Genomic DNA, 22921 nt, shown 5'->3' on the forward strand with positions numbered 1-22921 from the left:
ATGTCGCTGCATCAGTACCGGCGGAAGCGTCGGCTCGGCGGCGGCAACGGGCAGACGCCGGAACCGGACGACCAGCCGGCGCCGGGTGATCCGAAGCGGCGGCCGATCTTCGTCATCCAGCTGCATCACGCCAGTTCGCGCCATTTCGATTTCCGCCTCGAAATGGACGGCGTGCTCAAGAGCTGGGCGGTACCCAAAGGGCCGTCGCTGCGCGTTGGCGAGAAGCGGCTGGCGGTGGAAGTGGAAGATCATCCCCTGTCCTATGCCGGCTTCCAGGGCGATATTCCCGAGGGCCACTACGGTGCTGGTCACGTGGAGGTCTTCGACCACGGCACCTGGGCATGCGCGGGTGATCCACTGCAGGCGCTGGCAGCGGGCAAGATCGATTTCGTCCTGCATGGCCAGCGGCTGGCCGGGGGATGGAAACTGGTGCGGACCGCGATGAAGGGACGCCAGGTGCAGTGGCTGTTGATCAAGCGCGAGGACAGCGAGGCCCGCGACGCAGAGGCCGACGACCTGCTGCACGCGCCATTGCGTGAACACCCCGGGAGCGCGAAGAAGATGACGGACAGGAAGACACGCAAGGCGGAGTCGCGCTGGCACGCGCGCGCGCTGAAACTGCAGGGCGCCCGCGACCGCCCGTATTCGCGTGCATTCAAACCACAACTGACCGACCACCGCGACGCCGCGCCCGATGGCGATCGTTGGCTGCACGAGATCAAGTGGGATGGCTATCGCCTGCTGGCCGATCTGCACGGCGGTGAAGTGAAGCTCCGCTCGCGCAACGGGCTGGACTGGACCGGCGACCTCCCTGAAGTCGTGCAGGCCGTGCAGGCGCTGCCGGTTGATGACGCGCGCCTGGACGGTGAACTGGTAGTGCTCGACGAGAAGGGGCGCAGCGATTTCGCCGCCCTGCAGCGGGTCATCGATGGCAGCTCGAAGGCGCCGCTACGCTACCTTCTCTTCGACCTGCCCGGCGTGGCGGGAGTGGACATCAGCGCGGCACCGCTGCTTGAGCGAAAGACGCTGCTCAAGGCGTTGATCGGCGACACGCCCGGAACGCTGGCGTTCAGCGATCACGTGCTCGGCCATGGGCCGCAGGTCTTCGCCGCCAGTGGTAAGGCCGGGTATGAGGGCATCGTCAGCAAGCAGGTGGACGCGCCCTACGTCAACGTGCGTGCGCGCAGCTGGGTGAAGGTCAAGCATGAGGACACCGATGAGTTCCTGATCGTCGGCCATACCGCGCCGAAGGGCTCGCGCGTGGGGTTCGGATCGTTGCTGCTGGCAACTCCCGACAAGGACGGCCTGCGCTACGTGGGTCGCGTCGGCACCGGCTTCGACGATGACAGCCTGCGCGCGCTGGCGCGGACGCTGAAGCCGTTGGCGGTGGAGGACGCTGCGGTGGCGCTGCCCGCGCACGTCCCGTTCCGCGCCGCCAGCGTGCACTGGGTGAAGCCAGTGAGGGTGGCCGAAGTGGCCTTCCGTGGCTGGGGCAAGGAGGGGCTGCTGCGACAGGCCAGCTTCAAGCGGCTGCGCAGCGACAAGAGCGGCGAGGATCTGGCGATGCCTGCAAAGACCACGAGTAGCGACGACGCGGTTCCCATCAGCCACCCTGAGCGTGTGGTCTTCGCGAAGAAGAAGATCCGCAAGGGCGACGTGGCCGACTACTACCGGCAGATGGCGCGCTGGATCCTGCCCGGAATCGTGGGCAGGCCCCTTTCGCTGCTGCGCTGCCCTGATGGTGCGGGCAAGGCCTGCTTCTTCCAGAAGCACCACGGCCCGGGCCTGGGCGACGCCGTGCATGCGGTCCCCCTGCAGCAGAAGAGCGGTCGCGAGGACTACGTCTACATCGACGATGTACGCGGCCTGCTGCAGCTGTTGCAGATGAACACGCTCGAGCTGCATCCCTGGGGCGCCACGGTTGCCGATCCCGAACATCCGGACCGGCTGGTATTCGATCTGGACCCCGGTGAGGGCGTCGGCTGGAACGAGGTCAAGGCCGGCGCGCGCGACGTGCGCGACCGGTTGCAGGAGATCGGCCTGCGCAGTTTCGTGCGGCTGTCCGGCGGCAAGGGCGTGCATGTGGTGGTCCCCCTGCAGCCCGCCGCCGACTGGGAACAGGCCAAGGCATTCTGCGAGGCCTTCGCGCAGGCGATGGCACAGCAGGCGCCCGAACGCTATGTGGCAACGATGAGCAAGGCCAAGCGCGGCGGTGTGATCTTCATCGATTGGTTGCGCAATACGCGTGGCGCGACCAGCGTCTGCTCCTGGTCGCTGCGCGCCCGCGAAAGTGCGGGCGTGGCGGTGCCGCTGCGCTGGGAAGAGCTTGCGCGGATCAAGGCGGCCGACGCCTTCCCGCTCGACAAGGCGCTGGCACGGGCCAAGCGCCTGAAGGCCGATCCGTGGCAGGGCATCGATGCGGTGAAGCAGACCCTGCCGTCGCTCGATCTGTAGGGCCGGGGCATTGGCCACGGCCCTGCAGCGGCGGGCTCAGAAGTCCGCGCGGATGCCGAAGGTGATGCGACGGCCGGAGAACTCGTACTGGGTCGGGAAGGCCTTGTCGATGGTGTAGCCGGTGGTCTTCTCATCAAGCAGGTTGATCGCCTCCAGGTTCAGCTTCCAGGTGTCGGTGAGGCGGAACCCGATAGAGGCATCGAGCTGGCCATAGGCATCGCGGTAAACCGGATACATGTTCAGATGGATGTACTCGACGTACTTGTCCTTGTAGTTGTACGAGGCGCGCGCGCTGAAGCGATCGTTCTCGTAGTACAGGGTGAAGTTGTACGCCTTCTCGGCCAGGCCTTCCGGCGGCGTCGGGATATCCAGGTCGGATGCACCGGTCAGCGAATTGTCGAGCTGGGTGTAGTTGGCATTGATGCCCCAGCCTTCCAGCGCCGGGTGCAGCATCGACAGCGGCAGCTGCGCGACCAGCTCCACGCCGGTGACCTTGTAGGAACCGGCGGCGTTGACCGGCTGGTAGACCTCGAAGTCGTAGTAGCCGTCCAGCGAACCGTTGGCGTTGAGCTTCTCCACGTTCGGCACGATACCGGTCAACGACTGCCGCACTACGCCGTCGATCTTCTTGGAGAAGTACGACGCGGCCAGCAGGCCACCGTTCTGCAGGTACTTTTCCAGGCCCACTTCCCACTGCCTGGCGGTGGTCGGCTTCAGTGCCGGGTTGCCATCCATGAAGCGGAAGCTGCTCCAGCTGACGGTGCGTCGGTAGGCGATGTCGGTCAGTGATGGACGCATCAGCGTTTCCGAGGCAGCACCGCGCAGCACCAGGCCGTCGGCGATCTCGGCGGTCATGTTGAAGCTGGGCAGGATCCTGCTGTAGTCGCCGCTGCTCGAAATCGGCGTCGGCGTGTAGCCGTTGCTGCCATCGGCGTTCTGCACCGGATGGAAGCCTGACGAATCGACGTCGGTGTCGATCGAACGCACGCCGAGGTTGGCGTACACCGGTACCTGTCCGATATCGAAGTAGAGATCGGCCATGGCATACAGCGCCAGGGTCTTCTCCGTCACCTCGTAGTACTGGCCCGGATCGATCGGGGTTTCATAGCCCGGGTAGCGGAACGTAGCGCGCGCATAGGCGTTGGAAACCTGCTGCCAGTCCAGGTCGCTCGGGCGATACGCACCACCCGGTGCCAGCTGGCTGATCCACACCGGGTTGCTGTCGGCCAGCGTGCGCGTATTGACCCACGCGGCGCTGCCGGCGGCCGGGCCCTGGATCTTGCCGCTGCCGAACGCGCGTTCCTTGGTCTTGTCGGTGTAGCGCGCGCCGAACTGCACGCCGCTCAGTGCCGGGAAGAAGGCCAGGTTCATCTGCCGCCTCAGGTCGAGCTGCGCGGCGTACTTGTCATCCTTCACCTTCTCCAGCTCGGTTTCGTACGCTTCGAACAGGTACTTGTCCGCGGCGTTGTACATGTCGAAGCCGCCGGTTGTGCTCGGCACGGTCTCGCCGCCGTTGCGGGTCCAGCGCGTGCGCGACGGCGCGTAGGCCACGTGCTTGAGGTTGGCGTAGTCCGAGTCCTTGCGCGCGCCGGAGTAGCCGACCAGCGCGTCGATGTCCCAGTTGCCCACCTTCCAGTCCAGCGTGCTGCTGAACTGACGGTAGTCGGTATTGGCGTTGCGTTCCTTGCTCAGGATTTCGTGCTGGGTGGCGGTGTAGGACACGTCCTTCAGCACGGTGATGCCGTAGGCCGACAGCGTGTCACGGTCGTAGTCGTGGATGGTGTCCAGCGTGCTGCGGCTGGAGGCCGAGTACGCTGCGGCATCGTACTCGTCCTCGTGTGTGTCGTAGCCGCCGAGCATGGCGTCGAAGCTGAGCGAGAACGTGTCGCTGGGCTTGAACTGCAGCGAGGCGGTGGCGCCCCACTGGTCCTGCTCGTTGAGGTAGACGCGGTCGCCGACCTTGTCCTGGAAGACAATCCGGCTGGTTTCATCCTTGTCCATCCGGTTGCTGACGACGATGCCGGCATCGCGCGCCAGCACCGCGGCGGCCTGCGAACCGCGCGTACCCGACGCCTCCAGGAAGCGGCCCATGGGACGGAAGTTGATGCCTGAGTTGGAGTCGGTGCGGTTGGTGCGCTTGGCCTTGGAGAACGACACCAGGCCGCCCCAGTTGCCCCAGGTGTCACTGGCGAGGAAGGAGATCTTCGGATCGATCTTGCCGTTGATCGAGTTGTGCGAAGCTTCGGCCGACGCACTGAACTTCGGCTCGGGGAAGTCGAATGGCTTGGCCGTTTCGATGTAGACCGAGCCGGCGATGCCGCCTTCCTCATCGGCGGCGGTCGGCGACTTCTGCACGGTCACCGTCTGCACTACGTCCGAGGCGAAGATGTCGAACTGCACGTCGCGTCCGCCACTGCCGGACGCCGTCGCCAGGTTGTTGATCGAGACCAGGGTGAACTCGCTGGGCAGGCCGCGCACGCTGACCCTGCTGCCCAGGCCCTTGTTGCGTTCGATGGTGACGCCCGGCATGCGCTGCAGCGCTTCGGCGAGATTCTGCTCGGGAAAATCGGCCACGTCGGTGGCGACGATCGAGTCGGAGAAGCCGATGTTGGCGCGCTTCAGGTCGACGGCGCGCTCCAGGCTCCGTGCATAGCTGCCGGTCACGGTGACCGTGTCCAGCTGCTGCAGCTGTTGGCGGGTATCGCCTTCGATCGCCTCCTCGGCCATCGCTTCGACGGGCAGCACGGCCAGGCCGCCGATCAGCACCGCATGTACGGCGCGGGACAACAGCTTCGCTTGGGGGGCCGCGACGGCGGCCTCCCGGGTCTGGTAACGCATCGGATGATTCCCCGGTTCCCTGTGGTGTCTTACGCCGCGCCTGTTCCCGGGTTCCGTGGGTACAGGCCCCTGCGCCGCGTTGCCGACGTTCGGCGGGCACCGAGCCTAGGGGGAGATTGTTAAGCCCGTGTTGCGCTGCGTGAGGGCCGGCGTCCGAACCCCCATCCCAGCAGCAGCTGCACCGGCAGTGACACCAGCAGGCCGATGACGAACCAGCGTGGGAAATCCGCGCCGAGCGTCCACAGGCCGTAGCCTGCGCCCAGCACCAGCAGCGACCAGATCGAGGTGCCGTGCGCGCGCGGCCAGCAGGGCGCGTAGTAGGTGGCGAAGGCGATCGCGGCGATGCCGCCGAGCACGGTGAACGCCAGGTCCCAGCCCAGCTGCGCTTCGCTGCCGGGATGCAGGCCGAGCAGCGCAGGCAGCCAGCCACCGGCACTGGTGACCAGGGCAAGCGCGAGCAGCGCGCCAACCAGGGCGACGATGGAAAGAAAGACAGTCTTGAGCATGCCGGGCATGGCCGCATTGTACGGCCGGACCGGCAGGGTGATGGCTTACAGCAGCTGCCTCAGCATCGCCTTCAGGCGTCGCCCTTCCTGCTGGAAGTAGTCGCGCTGCTCACGCCAGGCCGGGAACCGTTGCTCGACCTCCTGCCAGAACGCCGGCGAGTGGTTGGGCTGGATGAGGTGGCAGAGCTCATGCACCAGCACATACTCGAATGCCTGCGGACGCCCCAGGACCAGCGCAAGATCCAGGGCCATGCTGCCATCGGGAGCCAGCGAACCCCACTGCGAGGACATCACCTTCAAGCGCAGGCGGCTGGGTGCCCGTGGCAGGCCGGGCAGGTAGCGCGGCAGCCAGCGGCCCACGTCGGCGCGGGTCTGCGCCTCGAAGAACTCGCGCAGCAGACGGCGCAGGGTCGCGTCACCGGCACGGGTCGGCCACTGCAGGCAGGCGCCGTGCTCGTCGATGTCCAGGCGTGCGTAGCGGCCTTCCTGCCAGCGCAGCGGCAGCAGCTCCCCGCGCAGGGGCAGCACTCCGTCCACGCCGGGCTGCAGCGGTGCGGGCAGGCCCTGGCCCTGGTACTGGCGCAGCTGCAGTGCCAACCAGTCGCGATGCTGCTCCAGGAAACGTTCGCCCATCACCAGGCTGGCGCGCGGCGGCAGGGTCAGGCGCGCGCCGCGTTCGTCGACGCTGAGCTTGATGCGGCGCGCGCGCGGATCGCGTACGCGCAGCACGTCGATCTCGGCATCCTCCAGGCGCAGGCGAACGGTATCGCGCTGCACGGTGGCGGGCGGTGTGGGCGAGATCAGGCGGCGCAGCAGGCGGCTCATGCAGCCAGCATAGCGCCGCTTCGGGCCGCTGGATGACCGGCGGCCCACGCGGTGCCTGTTCAGTCAGCCTTGCTGAGCTTGAACGCCTCTTCCAGCAGCAGGAACAGGCGGCGGATCTCGGCGCTCTGCAGGGCGAACCGTGCGTCGAACTCGGCGCGACGGCCGTCCTCGTCGGCATGCTCGAGCTGGTCCAGGGCGCCGTCGAGGAACTTCAGCTTGCGCACGATCAGGTCGTCGCCGATGACGAAGGACAGGTTGTCTTCGAAGATCAGCGCCAGCTTGGTCACCTGCTTGCCGGCGTCCAGGTGCTTGTCGATCTCGTCGCAGCGCAGTTCCTGGTGCTGGCACTTGACCACCGCACCGCCCTCCACCGGATCCTTCATCTCGCACTCCTCGCCCAGGCTGAGCCCGGTCGGCAGCGGTTCGCCGGCGATCCAGCCGGTCAGGATCGAACGCGGCGCGACTTCGGCGTTCAGCGGCATTGCCGGGAAGCTGCCGAGCAGGCCACGGATGTCGGACATGAAGTACTCGCCGGTCTTGCGGCTGGACGTATCCACCGCGACGTAGCCGTGCTGCAGGTCGATGAAGGCGTCGTTGCGCGAGGACTTCACGAAGGCGCGCGGCAGCAGTTCATGCAGCAGGTCGTCCTTCATACGCTTGCGCTCACGGCCGCCGGGGCGCCGGCCTTCCTTCTCCTCGATCTCCTCCAGCTTGCGCTCTAGCAGGTCGTTGACCACGGCTGCCGGCAGGATCTTGTCCTCGCCGCCAACCGTCAGCCACAGGTGCTCGGCGATGCGGTGCGAGAGCAGTTCCTTCTCCTCGCGGCCGAACGGTGAAATGAAGCCGCGCGAATTCATCTCCAGCGCGCCGACCGGCTTGAGCACGGCGTGCGGCAGCAGCGTGTCGATTTCAGAAAAATCAGTGGCGGTCGGGAAACGGAAGAACGTCAGGTTGCGAAAGAACATGGATTTCCGGATGGCAAAGAGAAAGGGCGACCGACCTTATGCGGTGGGCGTCTCGGGATCTGCGTCGGCGTCGACCGGGGTACCGGCCAGCCAGGCATGGGCATCGGGCAGCGGTGCGTCATCGCGACGGCCCAGCGCCATGAAGTCGAACAGGGACGTGTCGGCCAGCTGCGAGGGCCGGACCTGGCCCATGGCGCGCGCGATCTGCTCGATGCGGCCGGGGTGGTCCCTGTCCCACTGCTTGAGCATCAGGCCGACCTGGCGGCGCTGCAGGTTTTCCTGGCTGCCGCACAGGTTGCAGGGAATGATCGGGAACCGACGCGCCTGCGCGTACGCGACGATGTCGCTTTCGCGCACATAGGCCAGTGGCCGGATCACCACGTGCCGGCCGTCATCGCTGCGCAGCTTCGGCGGCATGCCCGACAGCTTGGCGTGGTGGAACAGGTTCATGAAGAACGTGGCCACCATGTCGTCGCGGTGGTGGCCGAGCGCGATCTTGGTGAAGCCGTGGGTCTCGGCATGGTGATACAGCGCGCCGCGGCGCAGGCGCGAGCACAGCGAACACATCGTCTTGCCTTCCGGAATCACCCGGCTGACCACCGAATAGGTGTCCTGCTCGATGATGTGGTACGGCACCCCGAGCCCGGCCAGGTACTCCGGCAGCACATGCTCGGGGAAGCCCGGCTGCTTCTGGTCCAGGTTCACCGCCACCAGTTCGAACGGCACCGGTGCCTTCTTCTGCAGCTGCACCAGCATGTCCAGCAGGGTATAGCTGTCCTTGCCGCCGGACAGGCAGACCATGATCCTGTCGCCGGCCTCGATCATGCCGAAGTCGGCGATCGCCTCGCCCACCTGGCGGCGCAGGCGCTTGGCCAGCTTGTGCTGCTCGCGCTCGGCCGCGCGCGGATCGCGGGGCGTGCGCGGCAGGGGGTCGGGAAGGGAGATCACGGCACTCATGCCTGCCATTCTACCGGCTTGGAGCGGCCCCGGCCGGGGAACGGTCCGGCCCTCTCCCGGTGGTCATCATCGCTGTGTATGCTCGGAGGCTGTGGACACCTACAGCCCCGCCGAGATCGCCGAACGCCTCGCCGCCCTGCGCGCCGAGCACCGCCTGCTGGATGGACAGATCACCCGCATGGCGGCCAATGGCGAGGACGAGCTCGAGTCCAAACGCCTGAAGCGGCGCAAGCTGCAGCTGAAGGACTGCATCACCCGGCTGGAAAGCCTGCAGATTCCCGACGAGCCGGCGTGAGCCGGGTTCGGGTGGGTGCCAACCTTGGTTGGCCTCCTGCTCGGGTGGGCGCCAACTTTGGTTGGCACAGCTGGAAGGTGTGTGGACCAAGGTCCACACCCACCGTAGGACCCGGCGCTATCCCTCAATCCTGCGGCGCGGGCTCGTCCGGGCGTGCGGCTTCCGGGCTGACCCGCTCGATGGTGTGGCGCAGTTCGCGACCAAGGATGAACTTGGCGTCCTTGGCCCAGGCATCCAGGCGCTGGTCGAACAGCAGCTTGCTGTTCTCGTCGGGCCATACCAGGCGCAGTTCGCGCAGCTTCTGGATGAAGCTGCGGAACAGGGCCTTGTCGAAGAACTCCGGTGCCGCCGGCGCGTAGAGCAGGCTCAGGCGCTGTGCGGCCTGCTGGCACAGGCTTTCCAGTTCGGCGGCGCCGAGCGTGCCCGGCCCGTTCTTCACCAGCACCGAAATGGCGATGTAGTAGCGCTCGAAGGCCTGCTGCAGGGAGTGGCCGATCGCACGCAGGCGGAACACTTCGTCGGTCTGCCCGGTGTTGCGGGCAAGAATGCCGCCATCGTCCTCGTTGACGTTCTGCAGCAGTCCCTCACGCACGAACACGTCGATGGTCTGGTCGATGCGCTGGGCGAACTCGTCCTCGGTCCACGGCAGGAACAGCTCGGCCTGCAGGAACGGGTAGACGGTGCGGCCCAGCTGGACCAGGCCGGTGCGGCTCATGCGGCGGTTGTTCTGGAAACAGCACGCCACCCACGAGGAGGCGGTGAACAGGTGCAGCACGTTGTTGCGGAAGTAGCTCAGCAGCACGGCGGTGTCGCCGCTCACACTGAGCACGTCGCCCAGCGGGTGCTTGATGCGGGTGAGGACGTTGATCTCCTCGGCGTGGGCGATGATCCGCTCCGGCGAATGCGGAGTCACCGTCACCCGGTCCGAATACGGCATCTCGACCAGCAGGGTCTTGCACAGTTCGATCTGCGCGATCAGGTCCGCCTCGCCCATTGCATGCTTGGGCGTGGACAGCAGGGCCAATGCCAGCAGATTGATCGGGTTGACGTCCGCCGCACCATTGATGCGTTCCTGGATGCGCTCGGCCAGTGTATCGACAGTGGTCGACAGCCATGCCGGCTTCTCGTCTTCCGGCACCGCCTCACCCTTCCACTCCGGCGCCTTCTCGGCCAGCACGTCGTTCAGCGCGATCGGCTCGCCGAAGTTGACCACCACCTGCCCGTAGTTCTGCTTCAGCACCTTGGGGATGCCCCACAGCAGCTGCCAGATCGATTCCTTTTCCTTCGGTCGGCCGGAGAGTTCGTCCAGGTAGCTGCCGCCTTCCATCAGCTTCTCGTAGCCGATGTAGACAGGCTGGAACAGCACCGGCTTGCGCGGCTGGCGCAGGAAGGCACGCAGGGTCATCGAGATCATGCCGCCCTTGGGCTGCAGCAGGCGGCCGGTACGCGAACGGCCGCCCTCGACGAAGTACTCGATGGAATAGCCACCGGCCACCAGCTGCGCGACGTACTCGCTGAGCACCGCCGAGTACAGCGCGTTGCCGCGGATCGAGCGGCGGATGAAGAACGCGCCGCCCTTGCGCAGCAGCGTGCCGACCACCGGCAGGTTGAGGTTGATGCCAGCCACGATGTGCGGCGGCACGATGCCGCGGTCGTACAGCAGGTAGGACAGCAGCAGATAGTCCATGTGGCTGCGGTGGCTGGGCACGTACACCACTTCATGGCCCGGCGCGGCCGCCTTGAACTTGTCCAGATGGTGAACCAGCACACCGGCATAGATCCGGTTCCAGACATGGCTGAGCATGAAGCTGGCCGAGCGCACCACCGGGCTGGAATAGTCCGCAGCGATCTCCCAGGCGTAGGCATGCGCCTTCTTCCAGGCATCGGCCGGCTTGGAATTGTCGCGCTTGGCCTGCGCGGCGATCGCTTCGCGTACCGGCTCGGCGGCCAGCACCTGGTCCACCAGCAGGCGGCGGGTGGAAAGGTCCGGGCCGATCACCGATTCGCGGATACGGCGGAAATGGGTGCGCAGCACGCGTTGCAGCTTGCGCACCGTACGCTCGGGCTCCAGGCCCTCGTTGACGGTGGAGCGCAGCGAAATCGGCGGAGCGAAGCGGACGATGGTGCTGCGGCCGTTGAGCAGGACCGCCAACAGGCGGCGGAAACGGCCGACCAGCGCCCAGTTCTCCGAGAACAGTACGGCAAACCACCCGCTCTGCTTGTCCGGCGCGCGGCCGACGAAGATCGACACGGGCACCAGGTGCACGTCCAGATCCTCATGCACGCGATGCGCCTGCAGGACCTTGGCCAGCGAATCGGAATGGGTCTTGGCGCCACGCTGTTCCGGAATCAGCGAGTTGCTGGAACTGCGCCGCGACAGTGCCAGGTAGGCGCGTTTGCGACCGGTCGGGTCGCCGGCCAGCGGCACCAGCGGTGACGGCAGGCCCGCCTGGCGGCACGCCTTGTCCAGGATCAGCGCGTTGGACAGCCCGTAGTCTTCCAGCACGTACATCACCGGACGGCCATCGTTGTACTGGCCCGGATCCTCCCCCCCCCCCCCCCCCCCCCCCCCCCCCCCCCCCCCCCCCCCCCCCCCCCCCCGCCCCCCCCCCCCCCCCCCCCCCCCCCCCCCCCCCCCCCCCCCCCCCCCCCCCCCCCCCCCCCCCCCCCCCCCCCCCCCCCCCCCCCCCCCCCCCCCCCCCGCCGCCCCCCCCCCCCCCCCCCCCCCCCCCCCCCCCCCCGTCCCCCCCCGGGCGCCCCCCGGGGGGGGGGCGGGGCCCGGGGCCCTTCGCGCCGGCTCAGCGGCAGCTGCAGGGTCAGCTCGCGCCCGGCCAGGTCGTACTGCAGGCGGACCAGCGCGTTGTCGCCCTCCAGTGACAGCACTTCGCCGCGGATGCTGCGCAGGGCTTCGTCCACCCCCAGCCCGTAGCTGGCCAGCACGGCCTTGAGCGTGTGGATGAACGGCGCCAGCTGCTGCAGGCTGCCCTCCATCCCCGCGGCCTGCAGGCCGGCATCATCCTCGAAGCCGACCTGGGTGGCGGCGCCGACGAGCGCGGCGATGCTGCTGCGCGCCCGTGCGCGATCGCTGATCGGTGCGCCCTGCGCCCAGCCGGACAGGGCCTCCACCAGGGCGATGTAGTGGGCCTGCTGGCTGGGCGTGTATCCCTTCTGATGGCGCAGGTACTGCACCCCGAAGTTGCCCATCGACTGCGCGGCCTGGCGCACCGCGCCGGACTGCCCGGCCAGCTGGCGGTCGAAACTGCGCTGCAGTTCGGCGCTGGCGCCGGGCCTGCGCAGGGCGGCCAGCATCGGCAGCAGCTGGTCACCCAGCGGCAGTTCGGTCAGCGGCCATTGGCTGTGTCCGTCCGCCCAGGCCTGCTGCAGCCGCTGGTACTGGCTGGGGGGCACCGACAGCTTCGCATAGCCGAGCAGATCGTCCTCGGCCAGACGCTGCGCCATCGCCTGCACGGCGGCCACCGGTTCGGCTGCCGGTCGGGCCGGATCACTGCCTGGCTCGCGGCACGCGGCCACGGCCAGCAGCACCATGGCCGCCAGCCCCCACCCTCGTGCAGACTTCGTTCGCACTACCGTGCTCATGCCTTCGGACTCCCCGGACCGGTCCGCATCTTGCGGCCTGCAAGGTGACAGCGGCAAGCCGGGACGTCACGGTTTCCAGCCAAGGGGGTCAGATCCCCTCTGCTGTGGCAGAAGGGATCTGACCCCAACGCCGCCACCGGGATAAAAAAAGAGCCCGGATCACGGGGATCACAGGCTCCTCAAGCCGGCTCGAGGCCGGAGGACAGTGTTGTGGCGCAGGTCCGGTCCGAAGACCGGATGGCGCGATCCTACGCCGCCGCACAACTTAAGGCAACACATGATGTAATGTTATTCAACTTATTGATTTTATTGAATCAATCGCGTTGCCACACGGATTCGATGAAATCCACGGCATGTTTTTCGGCGATTCGGGCATAAACCCCCGGGTAGCCGGCCAGGGCACAGCCTTCGCCCCAGCTGACGATGCCGAACTGGGTCCAGCCCTCCCGCAGGCGCAACAGCAGGGGCCCGCCCGAATCGCCCTGGCAGCTGTCGATGCCCTCGCGACCGGCACAGATCACCTTGCCGCGGGCCAGCTCACCGGCGTACGCCTGCTGGCATTGCGTGAAGGGCACGAAGGGCGTCCGCACCGCCTGCAGCTCGGTCGGGTAGATCACGTCGTCATCGATGCCGGTGTCACCCCAGCCGATCACGGTGAAATCACGACCCGGCTTGAGATAGCTGGCGTCCGGACGCAGGCGCAGGGCAACCGGCTGCACGTCGGCCAGCGGCGCGCTGAGGTGGATCAGGGCCACGTCGTGCTCCAGGGTGTTGCCGCTGTTGAAGGCCGGGTGCACGTGGATCGCCCTGATGTTGGACGCTCGAGGCGATGGCGCGGTGGCCAGCGTGGTGCTGCCGGCCAGCACCGCCAGCCGCGCGGGCGAGTTGCCCTGTACGCAGTGCGCGGCGGTCAGGATCCAGGACGGCGAGATCACCGTGCCGCCGCAGACGTGGCGGTCGAAGTCACTGTCCCCCAGCTCCAGGCCCTGCAGGCTGACCATGAACGGATACTCGCCGGGCACGGCCGGGGCGCCGCCGATGATGTGGGGCGACCCGGTCGCCGGCGCTGCTGCGGTGGCAGGAAAGATGGCAGCGGCCAGCAGGCCACCGAACAGCAAAGAGGTGCTGCGATACATATCCTTGTACTCCCTCTATCGATGATTGGAACCGGCGAAGCCGCGGTCCACGCCGGTGCATCGATTGGAAGGGCGACCACCCCCGCGCACTGCGAGCGGGCTCACAGTTCATCGGTGTGGGGACGGTCGCGTCATTACGGGAGCCACAATTGCGAACGCCATCCCGCATGCAGCGCGATGGCGTTCATGATGTCACCGTGATCGCTGTTGGTGCGGGACTCAGCGTGCAGCCAAAGCCGACGCGATTTCCTGCTGGATCGACCGCGCCGCTGCCTGCGGATCGGCCGCCAGGCGGATCGGTCGACCGACCACGATGGCGTCGGCGCCATCGGCAAACGCCTGGGCGACGCCGACGGTACGCTTCTGGTCGTCGCCGACCGGACCACCGGGGCGGATGCCCGGGCAGACGATCGAGAAGCCGGCACCGCTCGCGGCACGGATCGGCGCGGCTTCCTGGCCTGATGCGATCACTCCGTCGATACCGGCGGCCTGCGCGGCCAGCGCGCGCTCGACCACCACGTCCACCGGCTCGCGGTCGATCCCCATCTGCGCCAGGTCCGGACGCCCCATCGAGGTCAGCACGGTGACCGCCAGCAGGCGCATGTCGCCGGTGCTGGCCGCGGCGCAGGCTTCCATCATTGCCGGATGCCAGCCGTGGATGGTGGCGTAACTGACCGGCCACTGCGACAGCCGCCGGATCACCGCCGCCGCGGTAGCGGGGATGTCGAAGAACTTCAGATCGACGAACACGCGCTTGTCGCGGCGCGCCAGCTCATCCAGCACCTGGAAGTAGTCACCGGACGCCAGCAGTTCCATGCCGATCTTGTAGAAGGCCACACTGTCGCCGAGGCGGTCGACCCACGCCAGTGCCTGTACGCGGTCGGGGACATCCAGCGCGAAGATCAGGCGCTCATCGTCGCGCAGCGGCAGCGGTGCGCGGCTCACGGCGCGTAGTCCAGGGCAGCGCGCTTGGCCTCATGGCGTGCCTGGCGCGACTGGCTGTAGTCATTGTTGAACTGCGCCGGCTCGAAGCCGCCGTAGGTCGGGTTCGGCAGCATCCACCAGCGCTCGCCGAACCAGTCGTGGTACTGCTGCAGCAGTGCGTCACGGCCTTCATTGGTGTTGGCGGTCACTTCCACGAAGTCGCCCAGCTGGTCGCCGAACTGCATCAGCACGCGGTACTTCTGCCCGGCCAGGCGCCGGCGGCAGTTCTTCTCGCTGCCGGCCTGCTCGCAGCCTTCGACCACGGTGCCCAGGCCCAGGAACACGCTGTCATCGGCGACCGGCAGGCCCTGCTCGCGCAGGTTGGCCAGGGTCGCTTCCTTCAGGTGCACGGCGCGGTTGGAGATGTACAGAAGGGTCACGCCGCGGGCATTGGCCGCCTTGGCGAAATCGACTACGCCGGGAATCGCCTTGGCCTTCTTCTCCGCGACCCACTGGTCCCAGCTCAGCTCGTCGTATTCCTTGCCATCGCGAACCAGGCGCGCCTGGTAGGGCGAGTTGTCCAGCACGGTTTCGTCCACGTCCAGCACCACCGCGGGCTTCAGGCCCTTGGCCTCGTTGCCGCGCTCTTCCGGCACCAGCGCGTCCCAGTGGGCTTCCTTCAGCGCGCCGTCCAGGCGGTCGGCGGCGGCACGGTAGGTCTGCTCGGTGATCGCGCGGTACTCCTGCGCGCGCTGCATCCACAGCACCGCGTTGAGGTTGTCGTTGGCGGTCGCTTCGCCGGCCGCCCCGGTCTTGGCAGCCGGGGCCACCGGAGCGGCCGCGTCGGTGGCCGGGGTCTCGACGCGCTTGCAGGCGGACAGACCCAGCAGCGCCGTGGCGAGCAGGGTGAGGGACAGGGAAACAGGACGACGCATGGCATTCACCGGCAACAGATATCGGCTCATTTTACCGGCAAAGGCGCCATCGGGACGGCTATGCTTGGCGGTTGACCCGATGCCTTCCCGGAGGCCGCCATGACCGATGCCATCCAGCCCCCCGACCGTCCCCTGCTCGACCCCGTGCAGGCCCGCCTGCTGGGCTGCCTGGTGGAAAAGGAGGCGACCACGCCGGACACCTACCCGCTGACGGTCAACGCCGCCCAGTCGGCCGCCAACCAGAAGACCGCGCGCGAGCCGGTGATGAACGTCGACGCCGGCAGTGTCCAGCACGCGCTGCGCCAGCTGGAGTCGATGGGCCTGGCGCGCCAGCACTTCTCCTCGCGTGCAGACCGCTACGAGCATCGCCTGCAGGCCGCGCTGGACCTGACCCGGCAGCAGACCGTGCTGCTGGCGATGCTGCTGCTGCGCGGGCCGCAGACACTGGGCGAGCTGGTCACGCGCAGCGAGCGCCTGTACCGCTTCGCCGACACCGACGAAGCCCGCCACGCCATCGAGCGCCTGCAGCAGCGTGAGCTGCTCATCGTGCTGCCGCGCGCCAGCGGCCAGCGCGAGGACCGCTATATGCACCTGCTGTGCGGCGAGGTGGACGCGGCGGCACTGGCGGCACGGTACGCAGGCGGTGCCGGTGGCAGCGAGCCGGCCGACCCGGGCCTGGCTGAACGGGTGGCCCAGCTGGAAGCGGCAGTGGCCGAACTGCAGGCGCAGCTGGCGGACCTGCGCGGCTGAGGCGGCCCGCCGGGCCTGGCCCAACGCTGTCGATGCGGTACAGGCGGACTAGCCGACCGGCGCCGCTCCCGGCGTGGCATACAGACGGCTGGGCGTGGCGATGCCCGGCAGCTGGATGACCCCCTGTTCGCACATGCCCAGGCCCAGCAGGATTTTCCCGGACACGACGTTGTCCAGGTCGGTGATGCCATAGAGGTCCTGCAGGCCAAGGGCGCCGCGCGCGTGGGTGAAGACCGCCCGCGCTGCTTCCCCCGCGTAGCCGTGCCCCGTGTACTCCGACAACAGTGCATAGCCGATGTCCGGTCCCGGCAGGCCGTCGCGCCGGACCAGCCCGGCATTGCCCAGCCAGGCGCCATCGGACAGACGCTCGATGGCATACATGCCGAACCCGTTCAACGCATAGCTGTGCAGCACGCGCAGGGCGATGTACTCGCGGGCCTGCGCTTCGCTGTGCACGTTGCGGTCACCAATGAAGCGCACGAAACCAGGATCGTTGAGCAGCGCCAGCATCGGCGCCGCATCACGATCAGGCTCGATGCGGCGGAGCCGCAGGCGTTCGCTTTCGATGGGATGCATGCGCAGACCTGTGGGTGGAGAGGCCCGATTGTAGGGCGATGTGCTGGGGTCAGAGCCCTTCCCTGCGGGAAGGGATCCGACCCCGGTCAGTCGAACAGGGCCTCGATCGCCGCCAGTCCCGCCGTTGCCCGCTCCTTCTTGCGCGCGGCATCGGCCACCGGGTCGGCGCCGTCGCGCTGGATCTCCTCGGCCGGGATCTCGTCGAAGAAGCGGCTGGGCTTGAGCCGCACATGCTCGCCGAACTTGCGGGTGAGCTTGCTGTAGCTCATCCACAGCTGGATCTTGGCGCGGGTGATACCCACGTACAGCAGCCGCCGCTCCTCCTGCAGGTTGCCTTCATCGAGGCTGACCTGGTGCGGCAGCACGCCGTCCTCGCAGCCGACGATGAAGACATACGGGAACTCCAGGCCCTTGGAGGCATGCAGGGTCATCATCCGCACCTGGTTGCCGCCCTCATCCTTGTCGCTGCGCGACAACAGTGCCAGCTGGCCGGCCAGATCGGCGGCGGTGGCACCGCGCGGACCGCCTTCAAACCACTGCGCAAGTTCCTCGATGTTTTTGGCGCGGCGCTGGTAGCTGGCCTCTTCCTTGGCCTGCTGGCGCAGCTCGCTGAGCAGGCCCGATTCCTTGGCGACCTTGCGGATCATGTCACCGGAGCTGACCTGCCGCATCTGTGCGCGCAGGTCGCGCAGGATGTCGGTGAAACGCGCCAGGCTGTTGGCAGCGCGCGGCGGCAGCTGTGACAGCGCGCCGATCGCCTCGGCCGCCTGGGCCATCGGCATGTCTTTTTCCGATGCCAGTTCGGCCAGCCTGGCCAGCGTTCCGGCACCCACGTCACGCTTGGGCGCCTGCACGGCACGCATGAATGCGGTGTCGTCGTCCGGGTTCACCAGCAGCCGCAGCCAGGCCAGCGTGTCCTTCACTTCCTGGCGCTCCAGGAACATGGTGCCGCCGGTCAGGTGATAGGGAATACGCAGCAGCTGCATCGCCTTCTCCAGCGGCCGCGACTGGAAGTTGCCGCGGAACAGGATGCAGAAGTCACTCCACGGCACGTTGCGCGACTGCGCCACGAAGGCGATCTCGGCGGCCACCTTCTCTGCCTCGTGCTCGCTGTTGCGGCATTCCCATACGCGGATGCGCTCACCGTCGGCCTGATCGCTCCACAGCTTCTTCAGGTGCTCGTGCGGGTTGTTGGCGATCAACGCATTGGCCGCGCGCAGCACGCGGTTGGAGCAGCGGTAGTTCTGCTCCAGCTTGATGATCTCCAGGGTGGGATAGTCGCGCCCCATCTGCTGCAGGTTCTCGGGGTTGGCGCCACGCCAGGCGTAGATGGACTGGTCATCGTCACCCACGCAGGTGAAGTTGCCCTTGTCCCCGGCCAGCTGCTTGAGCAGGCGGTACTGCGCGTCGTTGGTGTCCTGGCATTCGTCCACCAGCAGGTAGCCGATGCGTTCGCGCCAGGCCAGGGCGATCTCCGGGTTCTCCTCCAGGATCTGCACCGGCAGGCGGATCAGGTCGTCGAAGTCGACCGCGTTGAACGCGGTCAGGCGCAGCTGGTAGCGCTCGTAGACGCTGGCTGCTTCCTTCTCGCGGTTGCTGCGCGCGGCAGCCATCGCCTGCTCGGGCGAGAGACCGGCATTCTTCGCCCGCGACACAAGGTTCTTCATGTCCTCGATATCGTCGGGCTTGGCGCCATGCATCAGGTCCTTGATCTGCGCGGCGGCGTCGTCGGCATCGAAGATCGAGAAGCCGCGCTTCAGGCCCACCGCCGCATGCTCGATCTGCAGGAACTTCAGGCCCAGGGCGTGGAAGGTGCAGATGGTCACCTCGTCGGCGTCCTGCTCGCGCAGACGCTTGGCCACACGTTCGCGCATCTCCTTGGCCGACTTGTTGGTGAAGGTGATCGCGGCGATGCGGCGGGCCGGGTAGCGGCCGCAGCCGATCAGGTGGGCGATCTTCTCCACGATCACGCGCGTCTTGCCGCTGCCGGCACCGGCGAGCACCAGCAACGGGCCTTCGATGTGCAGGACGGCGGCGGCTTGGGGAGGATTGAGACCGTGCATGGGAGGGGGATTGTAGCGGGGCCGTGTGAGGACCACAGCCGGACAGCCGGTGGGGTTGCTGAACAGCTTCGGCCAAGCGGGGCTGCGGCGTACAATCCGTCGATGGCCAAGCTCTACTTCTACTACTCGGCGATGAACGCCGGCAAGACCACCACCCTGCTGCAGAGCGCGCACAATTACCGCGAGCGCGGCATGCGGGTGGCGATCCTGACCCCGCGCCTGGATGATCGCGCGGGCGCAGGCGTGGTGGCCTCGCGCATCGGGCTGCGCGCCGAAGGCATGGCGTTCGACCGCGACAACGACCTGCAGCGCTGGGCCGAACAGGACCTGGCATCGAACGGGCCGATGGGCTGCCTGCTGGTGGACGAAGCACAGTTCCTGACCCGCGCGCAGGTCTGGCAGCTCAGCGAAGTGGTCGACCAGCTGCGCATCCCGGTGCTGTGCTACGGGTTGCGCACCGATTTCCGCGGTGAACTGTTCGAAGGCAGCCAGTACCTGCTGGCATGGGCCGACGAGATGCAGGAGATCAAGACCATCTGCCACAGCGGCAAGAAGGCGATCATGACCGTCCGCGTGGATGAGCATGGGCATGCCGTGCAGGACGGCCCGCAGGTGGAGATCGGCGGCAACGACCGCTATGTGTCGGTGAGCCGGGCCGAGTTCAAGAAGATCACCCGCGGTGAAGGCCGCATCGAGCCGATGCAGGCGCCCCTGCCGCTGTGATCCGCCGGCTCATGCCGCTGCACGCGTGACCTCCGGCAGTTTACAGCTGCAGGCCAGTGGTCCTAGGCTGCGGCCACGTCTGCTGCCGAACAGGAAGTCCGCCATGCGTTCCACGCTTCTGTTGTTGCCGCTGCTTCTGCTGCCGCTGGGGCTGCCCGCCTTCGCCGCCGATCGTCCTCCTGTGGAGCAGGATCCCACGCTGCTGGGCGCGGGCTTCATGGACAACCACCCGGACATGATGTACCGGCAGTGGGGCGTAAACGCCCTGCACCGCAATGATGTCAAAGGCGCGATGGATAATTTCCGGCTGGCCGCACGCTACGCGGACAAGCCTGCGCAGGGCTACCTGGGCGAACTGTACTGGTATGGAGTGAACCAGCCGCGCGATCCGCTCATGGCATTTGCCTGGATGGATGTGGCGGCCGAGCGCGGCTACCCCCTGTTCGTGGACCTGCGCAACGAGTACTGGGCCGCGCTGCCACTGGAGCAGCATGAGGCCGCGCGTGCGCAGGCCAACGCGCTGCGGGCCGAGTATGGCGACGAGGTTGCCCGCCCGCGCATGGCGGAAGTGCTGAGGAAGGGACGGCGCGAGATGACCGGCAGCCGTGTCGGCTCGATGTCCAACAATGTGGACATCGTATACATGGACGGCGGCATCTCCCGCACGATCAAGGCTGATCGCATGTACGATCCGAAGTACTGGGATCCCAAGCAGTACGAACGCTGGCAGGACGAAACCTGGATGAAGATCCGCCGTGGCACGGTGGAAGTGGGCGTGCCGACGCAGTCGCACGCCACCGACGCCAAGCCGTGAGTTACCGGTGCCGGCACGTGGCCGGCACCCGTCTGCTTCAGTACAGCGTCCGCTCCGGTGCACCGGCCGGCGGCGGCGTGTACTGGTACAGCCAGGTTTCGGTCAGCGGCTTGCCACCGCTGCGCAGGTACAGGCGGATGTCGATCTGTTCGGTGCTGCCCTCCGGCGGCACCAGGTCGAACATCGCGCGGTAACCGTCGATCTCGCGCAGCGGACGCGCCGATACGATCTCGACACGGCCCCGGCTGGTTTCCACCACTGCCTCGACCTCGGCCTTGTCGATCAGCTTTGCCAGTTCGCCGCCTTCGAAGTCCACGGCGAAGCGCCACGAGAAGTACTCGCGCTTCTTGCCGACCACACCGCCCAGCCCCGTGCGGCTGGCCACGCAATGCGCCAGCGGTGGCCGTGCCGGCGGCTCGGCGCCCCAGTACAGGCGGTAGCCGACCAGCAGCTCCTGTCCCGGCTGCGGCTTCTCCTTCGGATTCCAGAAGGCGACGATGTTGTCGAAGGTCTCATCGACCGTGGGGATCTCCACCAGCTGCACCGAGCCCTCGCCCCATTCGCCCTTCGGCTCGATCCACAGGCAGGGGCGCTTCTCATAGAAGACGCCGTCGTCCTGGTAGTGATCGAAGTTGCGGTCGCGCTGCAGAAGGCCGAAGCCACGCGGATTGCGGTCGACGAACATGTTGAAGCGCAGGTTGCGCGGGTTGCACAGCGGCCGCCAGATCCACTCACCGGCCCCGGTCCACATCGACAGGCCATCGGTATCGTGGATCTCCGGGCGCCAGTCCCAGTCCATGCGGCGGTCGTTCTCACCCACCTGGTACATGCTGGTGCAAGGCGCGATGCCCAGGCGCTCGATCGCCTTGCGTGGGTAGAGCGCACTGTCGATGTCCATCAGCAGCACATCGCCGTTGGTGATGGCGAAGCGGTAGGCGCCGGCTACGCTGGGCGAGTCCAGCAACGCATAGACGATGATGGTGTCCGAATCGGCGGCAGGCTGTTCGAGGTAATAGGCGATGAAGTCGGGAAACTCCTCCGGCCTGCCCATGCCGGTATCGATCGCCAGGCCGCGCGCGGACTGCCCGTACTGGCCTTCCTTGCCGACCGCGCGGAAATAGCTGGCGCCAAGGAACGCCGCGAAATCGCGGTCGGTATCCTTGCGGGTGTTCAGGCGGAACCCGGCGAAGCCCAGGTCCGCCGGCAGTTCGCCGTTGCGGATCCCGCTCTTGCCGTAGTTGAACGCTGCACCGTCATACGCCAGTTCCTGCGCCTGGCCGTCGACCACGTCGAACATGCGCACCGGCGAATGGAAGTACAGGCCCAGGTGGAAGAACTTGGCCTGGAACTTGCCCGGCTGGTCGGCCCACAGCGCGTGGTCCTGGCGATAGCTGATGGACTGGTACTGGTCCCAGTCCAGCGCTTCAAGCCGGCCCGGCAGCACCCGCTTGTGGCTCTGGTAGGGGGCCTGTGCCAGTGCGCGTGCCTGCCCCTTCAGGGTGGCGAAGCTGAACGGCTGCGGCTGGCCGAGGCGGCGCAGGCCGACCTGGCCGTTCCTGCTGGCGGCGCAGGCGGGCAGGGACGGCAGGCCGAAGGCTGCCAGGGCCAGGGAGGCGTTGCGGATGAAGTCGCGTCGTTGCATGCAGGCGCGTCAGGCACAGGGAAGGGTCGGCCATCATAGGCAGACAAACGTTAACGGGCAGCGGAGAGCGCAACCTCCCATTCAGCTGCCGCTGGCTGGACCGCCTCAGCGCTGGCAGTGGCTGCACCACACGCTGGCACGCTGGCCGATCATGGCGTGCTTGAGCGGGCGTCCGCAGGTCGGGCAGGGCAGCCCGTCGCGGCCATAGACCAGCAGTTCCTGCTCGAAGTAGCCCGGTGCGCCATCGGGGCTGATGAAATCACGCAGTGTGGTGCCACCGCGGGTGATCGCGTAGCCCAGCGTTTCCTTCACCGCGGTGGCCAGCCGCTGGTAGCGCTCGCGTGAGACCTTGCCGGCCTCGCGCAGCGGGCTGATGCCGGCCTTGAACAGGCTCTCGGCGGCATAAATGTTACCGACGCCCACGACCACCGCCTGGTCCATGAGGAAGGTCTTGACCGGGGCGCTGCGGCCGCGGCTGCGGGCGAACAGGTAATCGCCATGGAAGGCCTCGTCCAGCGGTTCAGGCCCCAGGCCCTGCAGCAGCGGATGGACCTGCCCGGCCGGTTGCCAGAGCAGGCTGCCGAAGCGGCGCGGATCGTTGAAGCGCAGCAGGCGCCCGTTGTCCAGGCTGATATCCACGTGGTCATGTGGCCGCAGTGGGGTATCTCCGGGCAGTACACGCAGGCTGCCGGACATGCCCAGATGCAGTACGGCGCTGCCGATGGCCGTGTCCAGCAGCAGGTACTTCGCGCGCCGGCGGATGCCTTCGATGCGCTGTCCCGGCAGCAGCTGCGCAATCTCCGGCGGAATCGGCCAGCGCAGGTCGGCGCGGCGCAGGATCACGCCGTGGACGCGGCGGTCCTGCAGATGCGGGGCCAGGCCGCGGCGGGTGGTTTCGACTTCGGGCAGTTCAGGCATGCC

18 protein-coding genes and 1 pseudogene are annotated in these 22921 nt (G+C 67.5%); 5 read left to right on the forward strand and 14 right to left on the reverse strand.

From position 1 onward, the window contains the following. A complete protein-coding gene (ligD, locus tag ACZLIF_RS00230; RefSeq protein WP_128987641.1) occupies positions 1-2454 on the forward strand; it encodes a DNA ligase D in 2454 nt (817 codons plus the stop codon). A 36-nt stretch (positions 2455-2490) separates the two neighbouring features. On the opposite strand, the gene ACZLIF_RS00235 is transcribed toward ligD, so the two are convergent. The 5 genes from ACZLIF_RS00235 to ttcA form a co-directional block, all read right to left on the reverse strand. After that, positions 2491-5292: a TonB-dependent receptor gene (locus tag ACZLIF_RS00235; RefSeq protein WP_128987642.1), complete on the reverse strand. Its 2802-nt coding sequence runs from the start codon at positions 5290-5292 to the stop codon at positions 2491-2493. Positions 5293-5411: 119 nt separating this feature from the next. Beyond that, positions 5412-5807 carry a hypothetical protein gene (locus ACZLIF_RS00240; RefSeq protein ID WP_128987643.1) on the reverse strand — a complete coding sequence of 132 codons (396 nt, stop codon included), beginning with the start codon at positions 5805-5807 and terminating at the stop codon, positions 5412-5414. Positions 5808-5843: 36 nt separating this feature from the next. Then, positions 5844-6623, reverse strand: a complete 780-nt coding sequence (locus tag ACZLIF_RS00245; protein WP_053516073.1) for a M48 family metallopeptidase — start codon at positions 6621-6623, stop codon at positions 5844-5846. A 59-nt stretch (positions 6624-6682) separates the two neighbouring features. Continuing rightward, on the reverse strand, positions 6683-7588 hold the full coding sequence (locus ACZLIF_RS00250; RefSeq protein ID WP_053516071.1) for a recombination-associated protein RdgC: 906 nt from the start codon (positions 7586-7588) through the stop codon (positions 6683-6685). Between the two features lie 36 nt (positions 7589-7624). After that, complete coding sequence (ttcA, locus tag ACZLIF_RS00255; protein WP_193395685.1) at positions 7625-8545, reverse strand: tRNA 2-thiocytidine(32) synthetase TtcA; 921 nt, start codon at positions 8543-8545, stop codon at positions 7625-7627. 91 nt (positions 8546-8636) lie between these two features. Between ttcA and ACZLIF_RS00260 the strand changes: the two genes are divergently transcribed. Beyond that, the gene (locus ACZLIF_RS00260) at positions 8637-8840 is read left to right on the forward strand and encodes a YdcH family protein (RefSeq protein WP_128987644.1); all 204 of its coding nucleotides are present in this window, start codon (positions 8637-8639) and stop codon (positions 8838-8840) included. 124 nt (positions 8841-8964) lie between these two features. Here the strand turns inward: ACZLIF_RS00260 and plsB are convergent. From plsB to ACZLIF_RS00285, 5 genes and pseudogenes are all read right to left on the reverse strand, one after another. Further along, positions 8965-11388 (reverse strand): annotated as a pseudogene (plsB, locus tag ACZLIF_RS00265) (glycerol-3-phosphate 1-O-acyltransferase PlsB); the annotation flags it as partial. Beyond that, positions 11352-12437 carry a hypothetical protein gene (locus ACZLIF_RS00270; RefSeq protein ID WP_478462240.1) on the reverse strand — a complete coding sequence of 362 codons (1086 nt, stop codon included), beginning with the start codon at positions 12435-12437 and terminating at the stop codon, positions 11352-11354. The pseudogene plsB and the gene ACZLIF_RS00270, both read right to left, overlap by 37 nt. A gap of 314 nt (positions 12438-12751) precedes the next feature. Then, positions 12752-13573: a serine protease gene (locus ACZLIF_RS00275; protein ID WP_065182122.1), complete on the reverse strand. Its 822-nt coding sequence runs from the start codon at positions 13571-13573 to the stop codon at positions 12752-12754. 219 nt (positions 13574-13792) lie between these two features. Next, complete coding sequence (pyrF, locus tag ACZLIF_RS00280; protein ID WP_128987645.1) at positions 13793-14518, reverse strand: orotidine-5'-phosphate decarboxylase; 726 nt, start codon at positions 14516-14518, stop codon at positions 13793-13795. Beyond that, a complete protein-coding gene (locus ACZLIF_RS00285; RefSeq protein WP_128987646.1) occupies positions 14515-15432 on the reverse strand; it encodes a 5'-nucleotidase, lipoprotein e(P4) family in 918 nt (305 codons plus the stop codon). The genes pyrF and ACZLIF_RS00285 overlap by 4 nt, the downstream gene beginning before the upstream one ends. Positions 15433-15531: 99 nt before the next feature. Between ACZLIF_RS00285 and ACZLIF_RS00290 the strand changes: the two genes are divergently transcribed. Further along, positions 15532-16182: a YceH family protein gene (locus ACZLIF_RS00290; protein WP_128987647.1), complete on the forward strand. Its 651-nt coding sequence runs from the start codon at positions 15532-15534 to the stop codon at positions 16180-16182. A gap of 48 nt (positions 16183-16230) precedes the next feature. On the opposite strand, the gene ACZLIF_RS00295 is transcribed toward ACZLIF_RS00290, so the two are convergent. Both ACZLIF_RS00295 and ACZLIF_RS00300 read right to left on the reverse strand, forming a co-directional pair. After that, on the reverse strand, positions 16231-16758 hold the full coding sequence (locus tag ACZLIF_RS00295; protein WP_053516055.1) for a GNAT family N-acetyltransferase: 528 nt from the start codon (positions 16756-16758) through the stop codon (positions 16231-16233). An 86-nt stretch (positions 16759-16844) separates the two neighbouring features. Then, complete coding sequence (locus tag ACZLIF_RS00300; RefSeq protein ID WP_128987648.1) at positions 16845-18821, reverse strand: UvrD-helicase domain-containing protein; 1977 nt, start codon at positions 18819-18821, stop codon at positions 16845-16847. 102 nt (positions 18822-18923) lie between these two features. Between ACZLIF_RS00300 and ACZLIF_RS00305 the strand changes: the two genes are divergently transcribed. Further along, positions 18924-19544 carry a thymidine kinase gene (locus ACZLIF_RS00305; RefSeq protein ID WP_128987649.1) on the forward strand — a complete coding sequence of 207 codons (621 nt, stop codon included), beginning with the start codon at positions 18924-18926 and terminating at the stop codon, positions 19542-19544. A 103-nt stretch (positions 19545-19647) separates the two neighbouring features. Beyond that, positions 19648-20358, forward strand: coding sequence for an SEL1-like repeat protein (locus ACZLIF_RS00310; RefSeq protein ID WP_128987650.1), 711 nt, complete (start codon positions 19648-19650; stop codon positions 20356-20358). A 37-nt stretch (positions 20359-20395) separates the two neighbouring features. Here the strand turns inward: ACZLIF_RS00310 and ACZLIF_RS00315 are convergent, their stop codons facing one another. Together ACZLIF_RS00315 and mutM are read right to left on the reverse strand one after the other, a co-directional pair. Beyond that, the gene (locus tag ACZLIF_RS00315) at positions 20396-22000 is read right to left on the reverse strand and encodes an OpgD/OpgG family glucan biosynthesis protein (RefSeq protein WP_053516049.1); all 1605 of its coding nucleotides are present in this window, start codon (positions 21998-22000) and stop codon (positions 20396-20398) included. A 105-nt stretch (positions 22001-22105) separates the two neighbouring features. Beyond that, on the reverse strand, positions 22106-22918 hold the full coding sequence (gene mutM / locus ACZLIF_RS00320) for a bifunctional DNA-formamidopyrimidine glycosylase/DNA-(apurinic or apyrimidinic site) lyase (protein ID WP_053516047.1): 813 nt from the start codon (positions 22916-22918) through the stop codon (positions 22106-22108). Positions 22919-22921 lie beyond the last annotated feature (3 nt).

Source organism: Stenotrophomonas sp. 2201_Sma, from assembly GCF_056486685.1.